The sequence below is a fragment of the Pseudoalteromonas sp. SG45-3 genome, from assembly GCF_014164075.1.
In the GTDB taxonomy this organism is placed as follows: Bacteria; Pseudomonadota; Gammaproteobacteria; order Enterobacterales; family Alteromonadaceae; genus Pseudoalteromonas; species Pseudoalteromonas distincta.
This window is the reverse complement of the sequence record NZ_JACJEN010000007.1, coordinates 92,302-110,418: the sequence shown is the minus strand read 5'-3', so window position 1 is coordinate 110,418 and position 18,117 is coordinate 92,302. Positions and strand designations below refer to the sequence as shown.

At 37.0% G+C, this 18,117-nt stretch carries 19 protein-coding genes; 11 read left to right on the top strand and 8 right to left on the bottom strand.

The window, feature by feature from the left end; translation table 11 throughout:
* The first annotated feature begins 58 nt into the window (after positions 1–58).
* Positions 59–160: a helix-turn-helix domain-containing protein gene (locus H5126_RS21725; RefSeq protein ID WP_154904230.1), complete on the top strand. Its 102-nt coding sequence runs from the start codon at positions 59–61 to the stop codon at positions 158–160.
* 150 nt (positions 161–310) lie between these two features.
* Here the strand turns inward: H5126_RS21725 and H5126_RS10475 are convergent, their stop codons facing one another.
* The 6 genes from H5126_RS10475 to H5126_RS10450 all read right to left on the bottom strand — a co-directional run bounded on the left by H5126_RS10475 (position 311) and on the right by H5126_RS10450 (position 3,908).
* Complete coding sequence (locus H5126_RS10475) at positions 311–817, bottom strand: tyrosine-protein phosphatase (RefSeq protein WP_154904229.1); 507 nt, start codon at positions 815–817, stop codon at positions 311–313.
* An 80-nt stretch (positions 818–897) separates the two neighbouring features.
* The gene (locus H5126_RS10470; RefSeq protein ID WP_154904228.1) at positions 898–1,317 is read right to left on the bottom strand and encodes an arsenate reductase family protein; all 420 of its coding nucleotides are present in this window, start codon (positions 1,315–1,317) and stop codon (positions 898–900) included.
* 24 nt (positions 1,318–1,341) lie between these two features.
* Complete coding sequence (gene arsB, locus H5126_RS10465; RefSeq protein WP_154904227.1) at positions 1,342–2,358, bottom strand: ACR3 family arsenite efflux transporter; 1,017 nt, start codon at positions 2,356–2,358, stop codon at positions 1,342–1,344.
* A 10-nt stretch (positions 2,359–2,368) separates the two neighbouring features.
* Positions 2,369–3,067: an arsenical resistance protein ArsH gene (arsH, locus tag H5126_RS10460; RefSeq protein ID WP_370626179.1), complete on the bottom strand. Its 699-nt coding sequence runs from the start codon at positions 3,065–3,067 to the stop codon at positions 2,369–2,371.
* Positions 3,068–3,087: 20 nt separating this feature from the next.
* Positions 3,088–3,558: an arsenate reductase ArsC gene (locus tag H5126_RS10455; protein WP_154904225.1), complete on the bottom strand. Its 471-nt coding sequence runs from the start codon at positions 3,556–3,558 to the stop codon at positions 3,088–3,090.
* 14 nt (positions 3,559–3,572) lie between these two features.
* Positions 3,573–3,908 (bottom strand): metalloregulator ArsR/SmtB family transcription factor, encoded by a 336-nt coding sequence (locus H5126_RS10450; protein WP_154904224.1) that lies wholly within the window; start codon positions 3,906–3,908, stop codon positions 3,573–3,575.
* A gap of 618 nt (positions 3,909–4,526) precedes the next feature.
* On the opposite strand from H5126_RS10450, the gene H5126_RS10445 reads away from it, so the two are divergent.
* Positions 4,527–5,165: a recombinase family protein gene (locus H5126_RS10445; RefSeq protein ID WP_370626178.1), complete on the top strand. Its 639-nt coding sequence runs from the start codon at positions 4,527–4,529 to the stop codon at positions 5,163–5,165.
* A gap of 13 nt (positions 5,166–5,178) precedes the next feature.
* Here H5126_RS10445 and H5126_RS10440 read toward each other — a convergent pair whose 3' ends face one another.
* Positions 5,179–5,370, bottom strand: coding sequence for a hypothetical protein (locus H5126_RS10440; RefSeq protein ID WP_154904223.1), 192 nt, complete (start codon positions 5,368–5,370; stop codon positions 5,179–5,181).
* Positions 5,371–6,416: 1,046 nt separating this feature from the next.
* Here H5126_RS10440 and H5126_RS10435 point away from each other — a divergent pair.
* The 4 genes from H5126_RS10435 to H5126_RS10420 all read left to right on the top strand — a co-directional run bounded on the left by H5126_RS10435 (position 6,417) and on the right by H5126_RS10420 (position 12,988).
* Complete coding sequence (locus tag H5126_RS10435; protein ID WP_182720220.1) at positions 6,417–9,146, top strand: response regulator; 2,730 nt, start codon at positions 6,417–6,419, stop codon at positions 9,144–9,146.
* Positions 9,147–9,330: 184 nt separating this feature from the next.
* Positions 9,331–10,047 carry an arsenical resistance protein ArsH gene (arsH, locus tag H5126_RS10430; protein ID WP_182720219.1) on the top strand — a complete coding sequence of 239 codons (717 nt, stop codon included), beginning with the start codon at positions 9,331–9,333 and terminating at the stop codon, positions 10,045–10,047.
* Positions 10,048–10,056: 9 nt separating this feature from the next.
* Positions 10,057–11,073: an ACR3 family arsenite efflux transporter gene (gene arsB, locus H5126_RS10425; RefSeq protein ID WP_182720218.1), complete on the top strand. Its 1,017-nt coding sequence runs from the start codon at positions 10,057–10,059 to the stop codon at positions 11,071–11,073.
* Between the two features lie 226 nt (positions 11,074–11,299).
* Complete coding sequence (locus H5126_RS10420) at positions 11,300–12,988, top strand: EAL domain-containing protein (protein WP_182758529.1); 1,689 nt, start codon at positions 11,300–11,302, stop codon at positions 12,986–12,988.
* Between the two features lie 3 nt (positions 12,989–12,991).
* Here the strand turns inward: H5126_RS10420 and H5126_RS10415 are convergent, their stop codons facing one another.
* Entirely contained in the window at positions 12,992–13,900 is a 909-nt protein-coding gene (locus tag H5126_RS10415; RefSeq protein ID WP_182720217.1) for a 1-aminocyclopropane-1-carboxylate deaminase/D-cysteine desulfhydrase, read from the bottom strand.
* A gap of 76 nt (positions 13,901–13,976) precedes the next feature.
* Here H5126_RS10415 and H5126_RS10410 point away from each other — a divergent pair, with 76 nt between their 5' ends.
* From H5126_RS10410 to mshL, 5 genes are read left to right on the top strand one after another with little or no spacing between them, the layout of a single operon-like run.
* Positions 13,977–14,900 carry an MSHA biogenesis protein MshI gene (locus tag H5126_RS10410; RefSeq protein WP_165723724.1) on the top strand — a complete coding sequence of 308 codons (924 nt, stop codon included), beginning with the start codon at positions 13,977–13,979 and terminating at the stop codon, positions 14,898–14,900.
* Entirely contained in the window at positions 14,897–15,496 is a 600-nt protein-coding gene (locus H5126_RS10405; protein ID WP_024594795.1) for a PilN domain-containing protein, read from the top strand. Before H5126_RS10410 ends, H5126_RS10405 begins: the two co-directional genes overlap by 4 nt.
* Positions 15,493–16,170 (top strand): hypothetical protein, encoded by a 678-nt coding sequence (locus tag H5126_RS10400; RefSeq protein ID WP_024598056.1) that lies wholly within the window; start codon positions 15,493–15,495, stop codon positions 16,168–16,170. The genes H5126_RS10405 and H5126_RS10400 overlap by 4 nt, the downstream gene beginning before the upstream one ends.
* Positions 16,148–16,474: an agglutinin biogenesis protein MshK gene (locus H5126_RS10395; protein ID WP_182720216.1), complete on the top strand. Its 327-nt coding sequence runs from the start codon at positions 16,148–16,150 to the stop codon at positions 16,472–16,474. Before H5126_RS10400 ends, H5126_RS10395 begins: the two co-directional genes overlap by 23 nt.
* On the top strand, positions 16,458–18,116 hold the full coding sequence (gene mshL, locus H5126_RS10390) for a pilus (MSHA type) biogenesis protein MshL (RefSeq protein WP_182720229.1): 1,659 nt from the start codon (positions 16,458–16,460) through the stop codon (positions 18,114–18,116). Before H5126_RS10395 ends, mshL begins: the two co-directional genes overlap by 17 nt.
* Position 18,117 lies beyond the last annotated feature (1 nt).

The window sequence follows — 18,117 nt, the reverse complement described above, 5'->3', positions numbered from 1 at the left end:
TAGAGCTTGAACAATTAGAAATAGACTATTCGCGATTAATGCAACATTAATTCATAATATGGGAGCCACTGATATAGCTAAGGAATTAGGAATAGGCAGATCTACAGTTTATAAAATTCTAAATGAAGATAATCCTAAAAAAGTTAATATTTCATCCTAATGCCGATTTCGAGGGGATGGGCACAAAATCCCTAAAACAAGCAATACAATCATGTTTTTTGATAATCTTTTTCATTCGCTACTCTTTAGATTTCTGCCGATATTTTAGCCTGACGTATACGGTCTTACACATGTCGCCTTTCAAGACACGTTAACTGCTATTATTGCTTGCGGCGAACGTATTTAAATAATCAAGTTGAACATTATTTTTCAGCGCCTTGGGGCGTATTTTTTGAACTGTTTCAATCACTCTTTCACAAGGCCAGCCTAACGATAGAAGAATAAGGCCAATGACCAACCCTGTTCTGTCAGTACCACCTTTGCAGTGAACTGCAATAGTCCCTTTGCTTTTTATTATGGATAGAATATTGGGTTTTTGAGCATCCCATAGAGGCTCAAATAGTTTATTCGGTGCTTCATCATCAATAATGGGGAGTTGAATCCATTTAACACCCTGTTTTTCGCATTCGGAAGATAACGAAGAGACATTGTTTCTTTCCATTTCTTCATCAAACATCAATGTTATCAGCATGTCCGCCCCGGCTCGCTTGAGTGTTGAAATAGATTCAACTAAATTAGCACCCTTCGTGCCAGAACACGGGGTAAAAATGAGCTGTGCGCCGCTATCAAGCGTTAAAATATCATAAGGATGTGACATTATATTTGCCTATCATTGAATTGCTGCGTGATGTGCCGAGTTAGGTTGAAAGCCTTGAGCGCCACAATCAACGCAAGCTATCATTTCACCACGTTGCCTAGTTCATCTAATATCAATTGCCCATCTTCCTTGTGATAAGGGCCTTGCGGCCAATTCTCTAAGACATCTAATACCTGCTCACTTGGCCTGCATAACTTTACGCCCTTTGCGGTGCATACTATGGGGCGATTGACCAAAATCGGATGTTCTAGCATGGCTTCAATGAGTGCTTCATCGCTTACATCTTCAGACAGCAGTCCAAGCGCTTCCGCTGGTGACTTGCTCGTACGAAGCGCCTTGCGAGGTGTCAAATTTGCTGCTGCAAATAAGCCAAGCAATTGCGGTTTTGTCCAACCTTCCTTCTGGTAGTCGATAACAATAGGCTCGTAGCCTGCGTCGCGAATAATGTTTAGTACGTTTCGCGACGTGCCGCATGCTTCATTGTGATAAATAACAATCATGTTTATTCCTTAGTTAAAGCCCAATTACGCAAACCAATGCCTAGTGCGGTTAGCAAACCATACAAGCGATAGCATCACGGGCACTTCTACCAACACGCCAACAACGGTGGCAAGCGCAGCCCCTGAGTGAAGACCAAAGAGTGAAATCGCCACAGCAACTGCAAGCTCAAAAAAGTTAGAGGAGCCAACCATACCTGCGGGTGCGGCCACATTGTGAGGTAGTTTCATACGCTTTGCCATGTAGTAGGTAATCGCAAAAATACCGTAAGTTTGTATCAACAAAGGAATAGCAATTAACACGATGGCTTCAGGCTTGGATAAAATGGTTTCGGCCTGAAAACCAAATAGTAATGCCACTGTTGTCAGTAAACCAATAATTGACCATGGTTTCATTTTGGCAAGAAATGAGTCTATTTTTGAGTGGTCATTACCGTTGTCCAGCTTTTTACGGGTTAACGCTCCCGCTATTAAGGGAACAAGTACATAAAGCACCACCGACAACAGCAAGGTGTCCCATGGCACAGTAATATCCGTCACCCCAAGGAGTAAACCAGCAATAGGTGCAAAGGCAAAAATCATAACAATGTCATTTATGGACACCTGAACTAAGGTGTAATTAGCATCACCTTTCGTCAATTGGCTCCACACGAATACCATGGCTGTACAGGGGGCAACGCCCAGTAAAATCATTCCAGCGATGTATTCAGTGGCAGTGGCTGGGTCAACCCAATCAGCAAACAACACTTTAAAAAACAGCCAGCCAAGAAAGGCCATTGTGAAAGGCTTGATTAACCAATTGATAACTAGGGTTAAGATCAGGCCTTTGGGTTTTTTGCCGACATCTTTGATAGATGTAAAGTCAATTTGCACCATCATTGGGTAAATCATTAACCAAATGAGCACTGCAATCACAATATTTACATGCGCATATTCAAGTTGCGCAATCACAGCAAAAGCGTCGGGCACAGTGGTGCCAGCTATTATGCCTACTATGATGGCAAGGCCAACCCATACCGATAAGTAACGTTCGAACAATCCCATGATTTACTCCTTATAATGACTTTTGGCTAACGCGTTGACTCACTTGCTCAGCTGTTTCAACACGCTCCGAATAACGTTCAACAAAATAATCTTTACTATCTCTCAGTAATAGCGTGAACTTCATCAGCTCTTCCATCACATCCACAATGCGGTTGTAATACGGAGACGGTTTCATGCGACCATCGTCATCGAATTCTAAAAAGGCTTTGGCAACCGAGGATTGATTAGGAATTGTAACCATGCGCATCCATCGTCCTAAAATGCGCATTTGATTCACCGCATTAAAGGATTGTGAGCCGCCACATACTTGCATGATGGCAAGGGTTTTTCCTTGTGTTGGGCGCACACCGCCCATGTTAAGTGGCACCCAGTCAATTTGGCTTTTGATAATGCCCGTCATCGCGCCATGACGCTCAGGTGAGCACCACACTTGGCCTTCAGACCATACCATTAACTCTCGCAGCTCTTTGACTTTGGGATGTGTTTCATCCTCCGTATCAGGCTGTGGTAAGCCTTTGGGGTCAAAAATACGCGTTTCGGCACCAAATGCCGTCAGCAAGCGTGCACTTTCTTCAACGGCTAATCGGCTGAAAGAGCGCTCTCTTAGCGAGCCGTATAACAGCAATATTCTAGGCTTATGCACTGATGTATTGATATTCATTTTGTCGGTGCTGGGCGTATCTAAAAGATGCTTTTCAATATTAGGCATAGTGGTATCTTGCATTGTCATTAGCGCACACCTATTTCAGCAAGGGCTTGCTTAAGCGCGTCTTTATCTAATTTTTGCTCGGCAATACTCTTGAGTTTTTGCACTCGCTGCGCTATTTCATCGATACAGGCTAAAAATGTTTCTTCCATTTGTGCCACATAACCTTCGATTTTGGATGGGTTGCTCAAGCCCCAATGCACTTTCAGGCTATTACCAAAATACAGTGGACACGTTTCACCTGCGGCAGAGTCACATACCGTGACCACGACATCAGGCTGAAAATCTGCAAAGTCATCCCATGATTGGCTTTGTAAACCCTCAATGGCATAGCCTGTTTGCGCAAGAAACTTAAGCGATAAAGGATGCACCTCACCAACGGGTTGACTACCTGCACTTTTCGCTTCAATCACACCCCCCGCAATCTGGTTAGTGATGGCTTCAGATAAAATGCTTCTGCATCGATTATGCGTACAAATATAGAGAATTTTCATGTGTTGGCCTTAAATTAACAGCAAGAGAGTGTTGAAGATTGCGACGACACCAATTTTTTTAGTGCATCACCAAAGTATGTATCGTTGTGCTCAGCGGCATTCACAATGACATCGTGTGCCCACGCAGGAAGCGTTGGGTGTAGTTTGTAGAACACCCATTTGCCGCGTCTTTCATCCGTAAGAATGCCGCATTTTCGCAATTGTGCTAAATGGCGTGATGTTTTTGGTTGGTCTAGCGCCAGTGCTTCCATTAAATCGCAAACACAGGCCTCGCCAGTCTTGGCGATTAATAGGAGTGACTTGAGTCGCGTGTCATCAGCTAAGCATTTAAAAAACGTACATGGATTCATAATTTATACATGTGAAATTTAACATATGTGAAATATCACATATAAATATGAAGTGGTCAAGTGTAATCTGAAATTTGAAGGGTTTAAGCGATCATTTGTTGTAACTGAGAACTTACCTAAGCCATTATATTTTTGTTCACTGTGAGAAAATGAGTAATGCTTGCGATGGTAGTCATTCACCGCCTATTGAGTATGTAGAATTGACACAAAATTATCACTAAAAATTTATGTCGAGAAGGTCCGGTATAAAAGTACAGAGGACGGTAAGCTTTGCTCAAACTATGAAACGACGATAGTCCAATCTGATATTTGCTAATGCAAATTAGATTGTTACATTGATACTGTACTTTGTCGCGACTGATGCCGATTTCGAGGGGATAGGCACAAAACCCCATAATAATTCGCTTAGTTCAAAATCCGATAATGCAATAGAACTGTCTTTTTGAAATGGTGTACCTAATGCTACTATTTCTGTTAATCATTAATAAGAATCTTTGGTTTATTTTGGGTATACTTCAAAGAGACCGTTTAAAGTCAAGTAATATAATAGTCCATTAAATGTCGGAAACTATGTATAATGGACTATAATAATAAGACTATGTAAAATGGACTATCTCCTTGTTGATCAATTTTCGAACTTACGCATATTTAAGAGCCTCAACCAAAGAGCAAGATGCGGAACGTGCAAAAAGCGCATTGTTACGATTTGCAAACGATCATGATTTGTTAATCTCTGCGTTCTTTGCAGAAAACGAATCTGGAGCCACGCTTCAAAGACCTGAATTATTTAGATTACTAGAAATAGCCCAGAAAGGTGATGTAGTACTTGTCGAACAAATAGATCGGATATCTAGATTAAAAGATGACGATTGGGACTCGCTCAAATCCATCATAAAAGAAAAAGGTTTAAAAGTGGTATCATTAGATTTACCTACAAGTCACCAATTTGCAGTAGTAAATGATGAATTCACAGGAAGAATGTTGTCAGCTATAAATGACTTGATGCTCGACATGCTTGCAGCTATTGCAAGAAAGGACTATGAAGATCGAAGACGACGACAAAAAGAAGGTATTCTTAAAGCTAGGTCCGAAGGTCGATATCGTGGACGACCAATAGATATAGAATTACAACAAAAGGTTGAAGGCATGTTGTCGGATAAAAAATCCTATGACTATATTCAGAACATTTTAGGTTGTTCTCGCTCAACAATTTCTAAAGTTTCGAAAAGACTAAAATTAAATAATCTGAAACTCTAAATATCACCTAAGGTTAATTTCGAGGGGATGGGCACAAAACCCCAATATGCTTCGGATTAGAAACTGTTTTACGAATAAAACTATAAAGCATTGTTTCCGCTATTTGATGACCACGCAGTATGACTATATCATCTCTGTCATTCGGAAAATAAGTGTTAAATACTTCTAAAGACGAATCCAAATCTTTTACAAAACTATCATCCATACATATACCTCTAAAATATACTCAACGTTACAGTAACGGTGAGTAATAGCTTGAATCAGTTAAACTATTACGAGTCCGAATTAATAGTTTTTTACTCCCGACACGGACACTGATTTAAGAAGTGAAAATCTTCTATTGGAAGAGCATCAGCTTAACAACATACTGTTATTAAGCGATAAATACTAGTGTATGGCAAGTGCTAAATTGCACGAGTTAGCCTAGAAAGGAACGGCTACAAAACCTATAAATAGATTAATAAAGGCAGAATGATAATTAAGAAAATTTACAGATTTTCTTACTGTTACTAATGATAGACCCTCTACAGTAATGTCGTCAGTTATTGCTTTTTGTAAGGTACTCTATAAAAACAAAAATAGTCGTTTTAATATTTGGGGAATATGATAAGGTTTCTTCAGTCGTTCAGGCATTGATTCATTTGCTATAGGTGCCATAATGAGATGCTAATTCTATTCATTTTAATGTTTCAATATGCAGCTGTATTATTATGAGAATCATGATGTTACTTTAATGTTTTGAGTACGTTTTAATTTTTTAACGCCTGACTTTTGGGTAGGTTTACTCTTAGTGAATTTTGAAAAGTGTAAAGAATAATACTATTTTATAGTATTAAATTTACAGAGTTTATTTTTTTATAAGAAAAATGCTTTTAATGTATTAAAATATAATACATTGATTTTCATACTCCGATAAAATATACCCTTGGAGATAGCTTGTCACACACACACACTAAGTTTACACTTTTTTTGGGTGATTACCATTCTAAATGATATAAAGTTATTAGTGTAAAGATAATTAGATTCTTTACACTTTTTACTCTAAACCCAGTATTCGTACTGGGTTTTTTATGCGTATTGCGCTGTGATGATAATCCAAAAACTATCAATATAAGACCTCATTAGGCTGTAAAGTGAAATAGTATTGTTGGTAATGTTAAATTACAGTAAATTTTATCTTGTATTTAATTGATATATATATCGTTAACACTTACCATTAAACTACTTTCCTCTGATTACACAATGAGAAACATGAAAACTAATATCTTATTTTTATTTCTTGTTTTTCAATTCTTGAGCCCTAGTTCACACGCTCAAACTCCTTCAAATGTTACTCATATTTTATTTATAAATTCAACAAATCAAGATATGCCTTGGTATAAAAGTGTTGAGCTTGGACTGCGTACAGAGCTTACAAAACGTTCTTTTAGTTATGAACTATTTGTCGAAAATATGGATGTAAATCGCTTTGATGAAGTTAATCAAAAACAGTTAATGAAAGACTACCTCAAACAAAAATATAAAAATAAGCACATCGATATCATCGTTACTCAGTCGCCTTCTGCAGCGACGTTACTATCTCAATTAGATGATTTTTTTATAAATGCTCCACGAATATACTTAGAGCCAGGCGCCCAGTTTAATCTACCAAAAAAGACCAGCGGAGCTGTGATCCAAGCTAAATTAGATTATGCGCAAGCAACAGCAAATGCTGTTAATTTAATGAAGCCTAAAAAATTGATCGTGATTTTAGATACAAAAAACGATATTGGTATGAGCTTTCATCGAGGACTATTTTCGGTTATTAACCGTGATTTTTCGTATTTAAGTGTAGAAAAGTGGTTTGATCTTCCATTACCAGAATTACTCACCAAAGTAAGAAATGCCCCAGCAGATTCAATTATTTTATTTACCCCCATTTTTAGGCGTTACGATAATAAATCACTTAGCCCTTATCAGCTAGTAGAGCGATTAGCTGAAGCAAGTTCAGCGCCCGTTTTTAGTTATTGGGAGGTACTATTAGGTTCAGGTGTTGTTGGTGGGTATGTATTGTCGGGTGAAAAAATAGGTAAACGTATTGCCGATTCAATAGTTTTTTATAATGAAAATAAAGCGTTAAATGAAATTAGTGGTGAAGGGCTTAGTACATACTCATATGATTGGCGACAATTAAGTAAGTTTAATATTGCTCCGCAGAGCTTGCCAGAAGAGTCAATTATCTCTTATTACGAGCCAACTTACTTTGAGAAAAATAAAATATTAATTTACAGCGCTACTGTAATTATTTTTATTCTTAGCAGTTTTTTAGTTTTTGTTTTGTTTTTAAACCAACGCCGCATTCAACTTTTAAAAGAGCTTGATGAAGAAAAGCAAAGATTAGAGTCGCGCGTTGAAGAGCGCACTGAAGAGCTTTTGCACGCCAAGGAAGAAGCAGAGCATCTGACATCCGCTAAGTCTGAGTTTTTAGCAAATATGAGTCATGAAATTAGAACCCCTATGAGTGGGATTATTGGTTTGACTAATATTTTGCTCGAAAAAGGTTTACCTGGTGAGTATGAGTATTATTTAGATAAAATTAAATACTCCTCAGATCAACTCCTGGTGGTTATTAACGATATTTTAGACTTTTCAAAAATTGAGTCTGGAAACATTAACCTTGAGGAATTTCCTTTTTCTGTAAATTCGATTGTTGATTATATCAAAGCAACCTTCAATGAATTGGCCCAAAGTAAAGGGGTCACATTTGATATTGTCATTGATGAGGCAGTTAAACTGGACTTAATCGGCGATGTAGTGCGAATAAATCAGGTGCTGTTAAATTTATGCTCTAACGCAATTAAATTCACCCCTCACGGCACTGTATCGGTTTTAATTGAGTCAAGAAAGTTATTAGACGATCCGCAAAGTGTTTGCTTATATTTTACAGTTAAAGACTCAGGTATTGGCATCGCTGAGGATAATCTTAGTAATTTATTTGAATCATTTACTCAGGCAGATAGTTCTACAACTAGGAAGTTTGGTGGTACAGGGTTAGGTTTAACAATTAGTAAGCGTTTATGCCAATTGATGGGTGGTGATATAACAGTACACAGCACTCAAGGTGTGGGTAGTGAGTTTGTAGCTTCGGTGGAAGTTAAATTGAACAACCAAGCGTTGATTGATGATACGCCTAACCTAATCTTTACTGATCCGTTTGATGTATTAATTATAGATGATAATGAAGAGGACCTTAAAGTAATTGAAAATCAGTTTACAGCTATGGGTTTAGCATGTACTGCGTGCTCGTCTGCTAAGCAAGCTATTAATATTATTGAACAGAATAAAGAAAAATTTAAAGTCATTATTGTCGATTGGATAATGCCAGCGATGAGTAGTGAAACATTTTTAACGCGTATTTATAATATTAATCCCCAGCTTTGCAGTAATATAATTGTACTTACAAGGGATCATGAGGTTTTACTTAATGATGTGGCTAACAAAATAAATATAAACACAATTTTGCAAAAACCTGTTTATTCGAGTGTCTTGTATAAGGAGGTGAGCAGTAGAGTGTTAGGTTTTTTTAATGAAGTGCCTAAAGTAAATACTGTGAGTGAACAGTCGCTGGCGGGTATTAAAGTATTAGTTGTGGAAGATAATTCAATCAATCGACTCATAGTTACCAACATACTAGAAAATAGCGGCGCTCAGGTTTACTTAGTTGATAATGGATTAGAGTGCATCCAAACAGTAAAATTAGAGCCGTTTGATATAATTTTAATGGATATTCATATGCCTATCATGGACGGTGTTGAGGCGACTCAAATTATTCGTAATGATAGTGATGAAACTATCGCAAATATTCCAATAATTGCCTTAACAGCTAATGTTATGAAAGATGATATTACACGATACTTATCTATTGGCATGAATGCTCATGTTGCAAAACCCATTAAAACACAAAAACTACGTGAAACTATAATTCGCTGTTTAAATAAATAGTTGCGCTATATAAGTAACTTAATATTTTTATCAAATACCTTCCGCAATCCCTTCCATTGGCTTGAGCCGATTTTTTAATAACTTAAAAAAATTTATAAAATAGAATTTGACTCACGCGTGTTTGCATGTGAAATTCCACATATTCGATTTTTCGTATATTCACTTGGTAAAGGTTGAGTTATAAATGTCAGAAGTTAATGGGTTACCAAATACAAATAAAATACACAGCGTTGTTCCACATACTAAAAATTTTAATGTTAGTTTTTCTGAGCACAAACCTAAAATTTTATTGTTATATGGATCATTAAGAGCGCGTTCTTATAGTAAGTTGGTAATAGAGGAGAGTGCACGTTTATTAACGTATTTTGGTGCTGAGGTTAAAATTTTTAATCCTGAAGGTTTACCTCAAACCGATAGTGAAGATGAATCACACCCTAAAGTACAAGAGTTACGAGATTTAATGCTTTGGTCAGAAGGGCAAGTATGGTGCTCTCCAGAACGTCATGGGTCAATGACGAGTATATTCAAAAACCAAATTGATTGGATACCACTCAATTTAGGTGGTGTAAGGCCAACGCAAGGTAAAACACTCGCAGTGCTGCAAGTTTGTGGTGGATCGCAATCATTTAATGTAGTGAATCAACTACGAGTATTAGGGCGTTGGATGTGTATGGTAACAATACCAAATCAGTCCTCAGTGCCACAAGCTCATTTAGAATTTGAAGAAAATGGGCGCATGAAACCCTCTCCACTTTATAATCGGATTGTTGATGTTATGGAGGAGTTGATAAAATTTACTTTGTTATTACGAGATCAAAAAGATTACTTTGTAGATCGTTATTCTGAACGTGTGAAATCTGCAGAAGAACTTAGCCAACGCGTTAATCAAAGCTCTATTTAGGACAGAACAATGGGATTATTTGAACGTTATCTTTCTGTGTGGGTAGCCTTAGCTATTACTTTTGGTATTGTAGCTGGTTCTATAATGCCAAGTGCATTTAGCTTAATTGCTGGTTTTGAATATGCCCATGTAAATATTGTAATCGCAGTACTTATTTGGTTGATGATTTACCCAATGATGGTGCAAATTGATTTTTCATCAATTAAAGATGTAGGTAAAAAACCAAAAGGGTTAGTGCTCACTATCGTTATTAATTGGCTTATAAAGCCCTTTACTATGGCGCTACTAGGCTGGTTATTTTTTAAGGGTATTTTTGCCGATTTTGTTGACCCACAAACAGCTACAGAATATATAGCTGGTATGATTTTGTTGGGTGTTGCGCCTTGTACCGCTATGGTGTTTGTGTGGAGTCAATTGACAAAAGGCGATGCTAATTACACCTTAGTGCAGGTATCAATAAATGACATCATTATGATTTTTGCCTTCGCACCTATTGCAGTGCTATTACTTGGTGTGACTGATATTACTGTACCTTGGGATACACTGTTATTATCGGTGGTATTGTATGTACTTATCCCGCTGGTAGCCGGTGCTGCTACCCGTAAAAAGCTTGATAAAGAAGATGACCATACGTGTTTAAATAACTTTTTAAAGGTAATGAAACCTTATTCTATTATTGGCTTACTCGCGACAGTAGCGCTATTGTTTGGTTTCCAATCGCAGATATTAATAGAAAAACCAGAGGCAATAGTTCTTATTGCAATCCCGCTTTTAATTCAAACTTACGGTATTTTTGCGATTGCTTATATTGCAGCTAAAAAAATGGGGCTTGCACATAACATAGCGGCGCCTGCATGTATGATTGCCACTTCAAACTTTTTTGAGCTAGCTGTTGCGGTTGCTATTTCATTATTTGGTTTACATTCTGGGGCTGCACTTGCCACTGTGGTGGGAGTGTTGGTAGAAGTCCCCGTAATGCTAAGCTTGGTATACTTTGCAAATAAAACCCGCCATTGGTTTAATTAAGGCGGTATGCAGCATAATCTCTGCTGGCATACTTTTTAAAATGATCTGTCGATGGCTTTCATCTATTTACAGAATAAAGGGCATAGCTGTTTATTTTTGTAAGTTCTCGTTTATCTGAGTGTTTTTTGTTTAGTACTATTAATAAACGTTTAAACTTAGTTTGCAGCCTTGTGCTTCTATAGATATTGAACAACACTTTAGTTATCAATATAACGAGTGGCAGGCTATGCAAAAGAGTAAACTCTGGCTTTTAAAGTACTTCAAAGGTATCTCTTTTGTTTTGTTTTTGATGATACTTATTAGTTTTAATTTCATTTTAAATGATGCATTACATCAAAAAGCACATGTTTCTGGGCAGCAGTTTGTTAAACGCGTTTATGAATTAAATTTATCTCCCTCTATAAATAATGAAGTGTTGGTCGCATTAGCTAAAAATGAAGGCTTTAAGTTAGAGCTGCAAAATTCTTCTGATCACTTTAGGAACTTAGTAAATTTAGAACGCGAAGTTTTTACTTTTAAAACGTTAAGTTTGAGCCTTTATCACTATCCAGTGTGGGTAACACAAAGCTACTTATTTATATTTTTGAATCTGATTATATTAGGCGCTGCTAATTGGTCTTATCGCTGGTGGAGCCTGTTAAAAGTAAACCGTAAAGTAATGCTTAAAAATACAGTTATACAGCCGACTAAAATTATTCAACAAAGGCATAAAAATACTCAACTAATCGAACAGGCAAAAAAATGTGATTTAAGTTCTTTGTATGGAGTTAATACTGCATCACATAACTTATTTTTACTTATTGAGTGTGATTGTAGCTTTGATAAAAAAACGGATATAGAAGCCAATTTTAAAGTCTTAATTACTAAAAAATTAGCCGAACTTAAGGATGTGTCGGTAAAAATACTAAACTCTAGTTACTTAGCGGTTACCTTACCAAACATTTCTATTAGCGAGTTGAATAGCTACGTTGAAAAGCTTCATAAAAATGTGTTTTTAATATGTCAAAATCATCAAAAAAATATTACTCATAAAAATATTAAAATAGGTGCGTGTGATTATCAATTAGGCGCTGATCAAGTGGCGGTTTATAAGCTAGCAAAATCAGCACTCGCGCTATCACAAAGCAGCCTATTGCAGCATTGCCACCGTTTAACGTTAAATCACTGCCAAGAAAAACACCTCTCTAGCAAACAGGTTATAGAAAACATTAAAAAGAATAAATTTATATTATTCTTTCAGCCTGTATTTGAACTCTCTAGTGGAGATATCCTGCAGCATGAAGCTCTTATTCGGGTTAGGCATAGCCAACTTGGTTTACTGGCCGCTCGTTATTTTATTAAGCAGGTTTATAGTGATCAAGACGCTTTAATATTAGATAAAGCTGTAATAACACAAGTCAAAAAGCTAATGCTCAGTGAGTCTTCGGCTTTAACAGTTAGTGTAAATCTACACCCTAAAAATTGGTTTAATACTGTATTTTGGGAGTGGTTAGCCAATCAAATGGCAGAGCTTAAGTTAAATACTAAATTACAATTTGAAATAAGTGAGGCAGAATTTTTTACTCATAGAGAGTCGATAACTAATGCACTCAATGTTATTAAAAAAGGGCATTCACATATTGTGATTGATAATGTAAAAAGCAGTGAGAAAGTAGCCATGCTAGTTGATTATAACCAAGTATGTGGGCTTAAGTTATCTTACGAACTGGTTCATTTATTAGATGAAAAAACTCAAAGTCAAAAGAAAATAAAAAGGATAGTCGAAGCCGCTAGTCTTTTGAATCTACCCGTATACGCGGTGGGCGTAGAGACTCAAAAAGAGCTACTTACGCTTACCAAATTGGGAGTGGTAGGAGCTCAAGGTTTTTACTTTTCAGAGCCACTTCAAGAGTTTACGCAAGCGGTATTTAATTAAGGTCTAGATTAACCCTCTATATTTAAGCCCATTTAAGCCTTGAAGCCCGCCAGTATGAACAGCAATAATTTTACTCCCAGATGGGAAATAATCTTGCTCAATGAGTTGCCACAATGCATACATCATTTTTCCGCTATAAATAGGCTCAAGCGGTAGGTTGTGTGTGCGGCCTATATCTTGGCAGAACTGCCATAACTCAGGTGAAAATTTTCCATAACCACCACCATGAAACTCTGTGAGTAACTGCCAGTTAGTTTGATTATTAGCTTTAGCGCTCAGCTTTTTTATTTCTTCATTTAAATAATCAGCTTGTTTTAATACCGCTATACCAATAACTTGTGTTGTTGAAGCACTGCCTTCTATTAGTCCAGCAAGTGTGCCACCACTACCTGTAGGACAAACTAAGTAGCTATGTTCGGGTAAGCTTTGTACTAATTCTTTACACCCTAATAAAGCATGTTCATTTGTACCACCTTCAGGGATGATATAAGCGTTTGGAAAACGCTCTTGTAGAGCATTAAGGTATTCGGTGTCGTGACGTTTTCGATATTCTATACGATTAACAACATGTAGGTTCATACCACAATGTTTTGCAAACTGAATTGTCGGATTGTTGTTATCAAGTTCTGGTCCGCGGATAATCGCGTGAGTTTTTATATTAAATTCTTTTCCCGCAGCTGCGCAGGCATGAATATGGTTTGAAAACGCACCACCAAAAGTCAGAAGCTCTGTTTTATTTATCTTTTGCATATACGCTAAATTGTATTTTAATTTACGCCATTTATTGCCACTTATTAGCGGATGGAGTAAATCATCACGTTTTATACCTAAACAAATATTTCTCTTTTTTAGAAACGAGCTATCTAATTGTTGAATATAGTTATTTTCATCTATTTTGAATTTTTCACGCATTTTATTGGTTTTCAATTTGGCAAAGTAGTTAAAATGTACGACACTTATTTCATACTCAATTAACAATAGTAGCTATATGAAAGAAAAGCTGTTTTCATGGTTAAATCGTAGTTTAGATCCAAATACAGCTATTGGTGTTGCAACTTACGCAGATACTGTTAACGCGGTATGTTTAAAAAAACAACGCGACCAATGGATGGTTCACAGTTCTCACAGTGTAAATGTGTCTGAGCAAACCGATTATACCGCTGCAATTGTTGCTTGTACAAATGAGGTGTCTACTGATATTTGTGCAGTTAATTTAGTCATACCGCACTACTTTTATCAAATAGTGCAAATGGATAAACCAAACCTTAGTGATGAAGAAATCATTCAGTCGCTGCCTTGGACTACAAAAGATTTAGTTGATATAGCTTCTGAAAACATTGTAGCTGACTTTATCGATTATCCAATAACGTTACCAATGCAAAGCAGCAAAATGAATGTATTTATTACCAATAAGCTGCAGCTACTTCCGTTTATAGACAGTTTTGAACAAACTAAACCAGTTTTGCGTGCAATGACCTCTGAAGAAATGGTTTTAGTAACTTTATTTGGCTCATACAAAGAGGCGCATATGCTGATTGTGCAGCATGCTAATCATGAACCTCGAATCTTAATTATTCGTGATGGACAATTAGTATTAGCTAGGCGATTAAATGGTTTTTTAGGTATTTCAGACAAGGATCAAAACCAAGAACTAGTAGAGGCGTTAGGGTTAGAAATTCAGCGTTCGATGGACTTTTTTGAAAGCCAGCTCAAGCAACCGCCAATTCGCAGCATACAGCTACAGTGCGATGATTTATCTTCATTAACTCTTAGAGCCGGTCTTGCAGAGTTTTTACAAGTAAAAGTTGTAGATTTTGCGCCTAACTTAGAATTAGCGCAGCAATTAGAGGCAAACTTTTATTATGCGCTCGGAGCAGCCTATCAATTAACAGATCCGGAGTCTGTGCTATGAAAACCCGGATTAATTTTTATCAAAAAACCTTACGAGTACGCCGAGACCCAGTCCCTTTATCGGGAATGATTACACTGTGGTTAGGTGCGCTATTAATTATTGCAATCACGTGGGCTTTTTACAGTTATAAAACTTATTCAAGTGAGCTTGATTTAGAACAAAAAAAGAAATATCTCAAACAAGGAAAAGCTCAGTTAGAAGTTGTAAAACAGCAGCTAGCAGAGAAGCAAAATAAAACAATTTTTATTAATGAGCTAAAAACACTTCAGCAAGAGGTTTTGCATAAGCAGCAAATATTTAGTTATTTAGAGCAAAGCTCAGATCAATCCGCAACCGACTATGCGCAGGTTATGCAAGATTTAGCCAAGTATCACGAGCCTAATATCTGGCTTACCCATATTAAATTTGTAGGGCAAAGTGTCACGTTTCAAGGGCAAGTATCGCAGTCAAAATTTTTACCTATGTGGTTTAATAATTTAAAGCAGTCACCTTTTTTTATTGATAAAGAATTTTCAGTTTTAGAACTGTCAACAAAAGATGGTCTGAGTGAATTTAATGTGGCGACCGACCTTGCAGATAAAGGCGCTAAACCATGAACAACAAGAAAGACAAAGGTTGGCCTATTTGGGCAAAGTATCGAGCTCAATTTGCATCGCTGCAAAAGCGTGAGAAGTATTCCACTGTATTTGTAGGCTTATTCATGGTGATTTACCTCGGCCTGTGGTTTGTTATTTTTCCACAGCAAGATGAAGTTGCTCATATTCGCTCTGAACAAAATGCAGCATTGCAGGAGTTACAGCAGATAAATGCGCAACTCTCCATGTTAAATCAAGCACTAAACTACGACTACACTAAGGTTTTACGCAGTCAAATTGCACAAACCAGAGATGAGTTAGCAGAAATAAATAATCAACTTAATAGTTTTAGCCAAGGCTTTGTAGCGGCTAAAAATGTACCTGCCGTTTTAAAAGATTTGCTCGTAGATAGTAGCGACGTAAAAGTGAGTAGCTTTAATGTCAAACCAGCACAGGCTATCGATGTAGAAAAACTAGGTGAACATGATACGCAAACATTATTTTTTGAGCATCAGATGGTCGTTACTTTAGAAGGTAGCTACTTTAGCTTACAAAAATATTTAGCCGCATTAAAAAATAATCAAGATAAGTTATTAATACAGGAGTTTAGTTATCAGGTACTAGAGTACCCTCAAGCTGAATTAACTTTACAAATTGCTACAGTGAGCGCTAATGAAAAATTTATCGCATTATAATTTATGTTTTTTATTACTTTTGTTCACTTTCGCACCCAGTGCATTAGCGCAATTACGCGATCCTACTCAACCAAATATGTATGTAAATAACAACAAGAGTGTAACTCAAAACACAGAACTTAAATTGCAATCTATTATTAAAAAAAGTACAGCATTTAAGGCCATTATTTCAGGCCATATTTATCGAGTCGGTGATGCTGTAGACGATTTTCGGGTGCTAAGCATTAACTCAAAACAGGTTGTGTTAGCAAATGATGATAAACAAATAAAATTAGAATTATATGACTATGAAATTAAAAAATAATTTATCTCATCCGTGGCTTGTTCTTCTATTGTTACCTACATTTTTAACTGCGTGCCATAGCTTTAAACCAGGTAAAGAGGTTAAAACTCATATAGAACAAGAGCTGGCTGAAAAGCCTGTAGATACTAAAGCGATTGCGCCTTTACAGATGCCGAGTGAGCTTACCCAAAGCCTACTATCATCAATAAATAATGAGCAAACTATAAGTGATGATTTATCTATAAAGCGTTTTGATGTAGCCGCTAATGACGTTGAAATAGGCGCCTTTTTTGCAGGCTTAACAGACGATACGCCTTTTAGTGTTGCTGTGCATCCTGAGGTAAATGGCACAATTAGTTTAAATCTTAAAAGCGTTACTTTTAATGAAGTCATTGCTGTTATTAAGCGTATGTATCCTTTAGATATTGTTAATGAAGGACGAATAGTACAAGTACTGCCAGCCAAAATGCGCACAGAAACAATACCTGTAAATTATTTAATGATGCAGCGCCATGGTCAGTCTACAGTGAGTGTGGTTGCTGGTGGGGTTAGTCAATTTGCACAAAGTGGCAGTAGTTCGAATGGTTCAAGTTCAGGTAGTAGTAACCAGCAAAATAATGAGTTTGGCGGCGATAATCAAAGCTTAGATTTAAACGGTTCTCGAATCCAAACAATTAATAAAAATGACTTTTGGAAAGAATTAGAAGTCGCCCTTAAGTCTTTAATTGGCGCAAGCGATGGGCGCTATGTTGTTGCAAGCCCACAAGCTAGTTTGGTAACCGTAAATGCATTACCAAGCGAAATTAGTCAGCTAAAAGAGTTTTTGCGTCAAAGCCAAGAAAACCTGCAACGCCAAGTTATTCTAGAAGCAAAAATAATAGAAGTAACTTTAAAAGATGAGTACCAACAGGGAGTTAACTGGGAGCGTATAGCGAGTGGTTTAGAAGGCGGTATTTCGTTTGCTACAACAGCGGGTTCTACTATTAGTAATAGTATTTCAGCCGCAATTGGTGGAGCGTCATCGCTAACCATTCAAAAAGGAGACTTTAACGGGGTTATTAATTTGCTTGAAACGCAAGGTGATGTGCAAATGCTATCTAACCCTCGAGTTACCGCTACAAACAATCAAAAAGCAGTTATAAAAGTAGGGCAAGACGAATATTTTGTTACTAATGTATCAAGTACGACGGTAACGGGTACTGCTACAACGACCTCGCCTGAAATTGATTTAACGCCGTTCTTTTCTGGTATTGCCCTTGATGTAACGCCGCAAATTGACAAGTACGGCTCAGTTATTTTGCATGTTCACCCTTCAGTAACTGAAACAGAAGAGCAGCTAAAAGTAATTACATTAGACGATCAACGTTTTGAGTTGCCTCTAGCACAAAGTAACATTCGAGAATCAGATACTGTTATTCGCGCTCAAAGTGGCGAAATAGTGGTTATTGGTGGCTTGATGCAAACGTCAACTCAGGATGAAGAATCAAAAACCCCCGTGTTGGGTGATATCCCACTATTTGGCAATTTATTTAAAAGTATTCGTAAACGCCAAGAGAAAAAAGAACTGATTATTCTAATCAAACCAACGGTTGTTATGCCAGATACTTGGAAAAAACAACAAGGTGAAAGCCGTCAGCTTTTAAAAACATGGTATGAAAACTAAC